We start from the raw sequence: 3,775 nt of genomic DNA on the forward strand, positions 1-3,775 counted from the left end.
AATATTTTTTGTTTTCCATAATATCATGTTATTTACTAGTAATTTTTATAATAACTTATTTTTTTAAACTTTTATATGATTTAATTATTTTATTTAAATTTAATATACTAATAAAACAGGTTTTTAGAAAAGTTATTTAATAACTTAATGAATATATATTCCTATCGAGTATTTTTTTATTTGGGGTTTTATAATGGAAAAGAAAGTAAAAGTAATAATTCTCATATTGGTTATTTTAGTGGCTTTAGGTGTTGCCACTCATTTATTTTTAACTCCCACTACTGTAGAAAGTGGGGGTTCTCAAAATATCACTGATATGATAAATAGGTCAGTTGAAATACCGTCTACTGTTAATAATGTCATAGCTACAAGTCCTCCAATGACTACTGTTCTTTATATGCTTGCGCCTGATAAGTTAAAAGCGGTCAACTTCCAGTGGACTGATGATGAATTGAAATATGTGCCGGGGGAATATGCCAATTATCCTGTTGTTGGAGGTTGGTATGGTACTCAAGATGGAAGCTATGAGGAATTCATCGCTGCCGAACCGGATATTGTAATAGAATCAATTGATGAAGGTGGCGACGGTGATGCGTCTACTGTTGCTGAACGTCAGGAAAAGTTCGGCACAATACCGGTCATTGCAGTTCGCGATACAACCAATGTTGAAAAAATAGGCGAATCAATATCCTTCATGGGCAAGGTCATCGGTGCTGAAGATAAGGCCAATCAGCTCAATGAGTTCAATAATAAATATTTGGACATGGTGCATGATAGGTCATCCAAATTATCTGATGCTGATAAGAGAACAGTTTATTATGCTGCAGGCAATGATGGGCTTCAGACATATCCATCTGGCGGTTCTCATGGTCAATTAATTGATTTAGTTGGTGGAAAAAATGTTGCGGATTCCTTAAATCAAGGAAATTCCACTCCTACTGGCGTACAAGTGTCTATCGAGCAAGTGATTAAATGGGATCCGGATGTAATCATTACAAACGACATGGACTTTTACAATAAAGTTTATGATGACCCTAATTGGGCTCATATCAAAGCCGTTCAAAACAAAGAGGTCTATGTCTCACCGCAATCTCCATTCAAATGGTTTGACAAACCTGTTGGAGCAAACATGATAATCGGTGTTCCTTGGACTGCTAAAGTGATTTATCCTGATGATTATAAAGACATTAACATGGTTGAGACTACCAAAGAGTTTTATAGCAATTTCTATCACATCGATTTAAGCGATGATGATGCAAAAGAGATTTTACTTGGCTCAGGACTTAAAGAGTCAAATCTATAGGGGAATTTTATGGAAAAGGAATCTAAGGAAATTATAAGTATTGTACTTTTAATTTTCCTTCCAATTATTTTATTTTTCGCATCATTTTTGCTTGGACGATATCCAATCAGTCCAATTGATGTAATAAATACAATATTGTGTCCAATTTTTCCACAACTTGAAGTTTCACCAACAATAACCACAATCGTTTTTGAAATAAGGCTTCCAAGGATAATTGCAGCTATTGTTGTTGGAGCGGCACTTTCCATGGCGGGGGCTGCATTTCAAAGTATTTTCAAAAACCCTTTGGTATCTCCTGATTTGCTTGGGGTATCTAACGGTGCAGGTTTTGGAGCGGCATTGGCTATTTTAATCAGCGGTGCAGGAGTTGTCACACAGGTGTTCGCTTTTATTTTCGGCATTATTTCAGTTTCCATTACTTACTTGATTTCTAGAGCTTATAAAGCTGGTGGAATACTGGTTTTAGTTTTATCAGGGGTTGCAATTTCTGCATTTTTCAACGCATTGATTTCGGCCATTAAATTCATAGCAGATCCCGATGATAAATTGCCGGAAATCGTATATTGGCTGATGGGCAGCCTGGCTTCTGTCACTATGGACAAACTGATAATGATTCTAATTCCAATAATTATCGGTTCAGTTATTCTTTTAACACTCAGATGGCACATGAACTTGCTTGCAATGGGTGATGAGGAAGCCCAATCTTTAGGTTTAAATCCGAATAGGGTTAGATTGCTGATTATTGCAGGATGCACATTACTTACTTCAGCTGCAGTGTCTATTAGCGGAATTATTGGATGGATTGGTTTGGTTATCCCACATATGACTCGTATGATTGTTGGACCGGATAACAGAATTTTGATTCCAGCTTCTTTAAGTTTAGGGGCAAGTTTCCTGCTATTAATTGATAATATTTCCCGTGCAGTTATTTCAATAGAAATTCCAATAGGTATTCTGACTGCCATTATCGGCGTTCCGATTTTCCTTTATCTACTTAAGAGGGGGTATTCAGAATGGGCGTAGAAAATAGACTGTTTGAAGTAAAAAATATTTCGTTTTCATATGATGATGAGGAAATATTTTCCGACATAAGCTTTTCCATTGATAAGGGAGACGTATTATGCATTCTCGGACCAAACGGGACTGGAAAAACAACATTGATTAAATGTCTCAATGGGCTTCATGATATTTCTTCAGGCGAGATTCTAATCAACGGCAGGAATATTAAGAAGTTGTCCTTTGCAGAAATTTCAAGACACATTGGCTATATCCCTCAATCTCATGTACCTTCATTTCCATTTACTGTGTTGGATGTCGTTGTAATGGGCAGAGCCCCCTATCTGAATTTAACTGATTCCCCTAAAAAAGAGGATATTGAAATAGCTATTAACTCATTAAAAACTTTAGGTATTGAAAAGCTTAAAGATAAAGAATATACTAATTTAAGTGGTGGAGAAAGGCAGCTAGTATTTTTAGCTAGGGTATTATGCCAACAGCCGGATATATTAATCCTGGATGAGCCGACATCACACTTGGACTTTGGCAATCAAATTAAGCTTTTAGAAATTATTGATAATTTGGCAAAATCAGGTCTTTCAATCATAATGTCATCTCATTTTCCAGATCATGCGTTTTTAAGTTCTACAAAAGTGGCAATTATGAAAAATAAGAAATTCATAGATTTTGGAACTCCGGAGGATGTCGTAACCGAGAAAAACTTGAGAAATGCTTACTCAATTGATGTGAGATTAATTGAATTGGACAATAAAAGAAAGGTATGTGTACCTTTAAAAACAAATTTAGAATTAGACTTATAGGGTGATAATAATGAATGAAAAAGATTATGAAGAACAATTAAAAATGGCTGGTGAATTCCACGGAGAAATCTGTGGAGGGATAGCTATCGGAACTAAATTGGCCATGTATGGTATGGAATTGATGGGAATGGAATTAAATCAAAGACATAAAAACTTGATTGTGTTTCTTGAAATAGACAGATGTATGGCTGATGCAGTTCAATCCGTTACCAAATGTTCCATGGGTAAACGTTCCCTAAAACAAATGTATTATGGTAAATTTGCTGTTACTTTCTATAATATGGATACTGGTGAAGCAATAAGGGTATCCGATGCAGATGCAAACAAAAAGGAAAAATCTAAAGAAACAAGAGATGAAATGATTGAACGTTTCAAGAAGACTCCTGCTGAAGAATTATTCAATGTGGAAAAAGTTAAAGTTCAACTAAAAGAATCCCAAATGCCAGGTAAGCCCCATACAACTGCATGGTGTTCCGTATGTGGTGAAAAAGTTACCGACGGCAGACACTTGGTTAGAGGAGGAAAACCTATCTGCATTTCATGTGCTGAAGGATCTTATTATGAATTAATTGAAGAATAGTTTATAACAATATTTTTTAATTTCTTTAAATTTTTTTATTTATTTATTTTATTGATTTATTCATATTATTTTTTA

General features: G+C 35.0%; 4 protein-coding genes. All 4 read left to right on the forward strand.

From position 1 onward, the window contains the following. The first annotated feature begins 193 nt into the window (after positions 1-193). From ACKI3D_RS07795 to ACKI3D_RS07810, 4 genes are read left to right on the forward strand one after another with little or no spacing between them, the layout of a single operon-like run. The gene (locus ACKI3D_RS07795; protein ID WP_407393467.1) at positions 194-1,303 is read left to right on the forward strand and encodes an ABC transporter substrate-binding protein; all 1,110 of its coding nucleotides are present in this window, start codon (positions 194-196) and stop codon (positions 1,301-1,303) included. A 9-nt stretch (positions 1,304-1,312) separates the two neighbouring features. Then, positions 1,313-2,326, forward strand: a complete 1,014-nt coding sequence (locus tag ACKI3D_RS07800) for a FecCD family ABC transporter permease (RefSeq protein ID WP_407393469.1) — start codon at positions 1,313-1,315, stop codon at positions 2,324-2,326. Beyond that, complete coding sequence (locus ACKI3D_RS07805; protein ID WP_407393471.1) at positions 2,317-3,120, forward strand: ABC transporter ATP-binding protein; 804 nt, start codon at positions 2,317-2,319, stop codon at positions 3,118-3,120. Before ACKI3D_RS07800 ends, ACKI3D_RS07805 begins: the two co-directional genes overlap by 10 nt. A gap of 7 nt (positions 3,121-3,127) precedes the next feature. Continuing rightward, positions 3,128-3,700, forward strand: coding sequence for an FmdE family protein (locus ACKI3D_RS07810; RefSeq protein ID WP_407393473.1), 573 nt, complete (start codon positions 3,128-3,130; stop codon positions 3,698-3,700). Positions 3,701-3,775 lie beyond the last annotated feature (75 nt).

Origin of the sequence: Methanobrevibacter sp. (genome assembly GCF_045586545.1) — an archaeon.
Lineage (GTDB): Archaea > Methanobacteriota > Methanobacteria > Methanobacteriales > Methanobacteriaceae > Methanocatella.

Bases quoted from the DNA above. Each gene is read 5' to 3' on its own strand.
- ACKI3D_RS07795 (WP_407393467.1), top strand. From the start codon at position 194: ATGGAAAAGAAAGTAAAAGTAATAATTCTCATATTGGTTATTTTAGTG.
- ACKI3D_RS07800 (WP_407393469.1), top strand. From the start codon at position 1,313: ATGGAAAAGGAATCTAAGGAAATTATAAGTATTGTACTTTTAATTTTC.
- ACKI3D_RS07805 (WP_407393471.1), top strand. From the start codon at position 2,317: ATGGGCGTAGAAAATAGACTGTTTGAAGTAAAAAATATTTCGTTTTCA.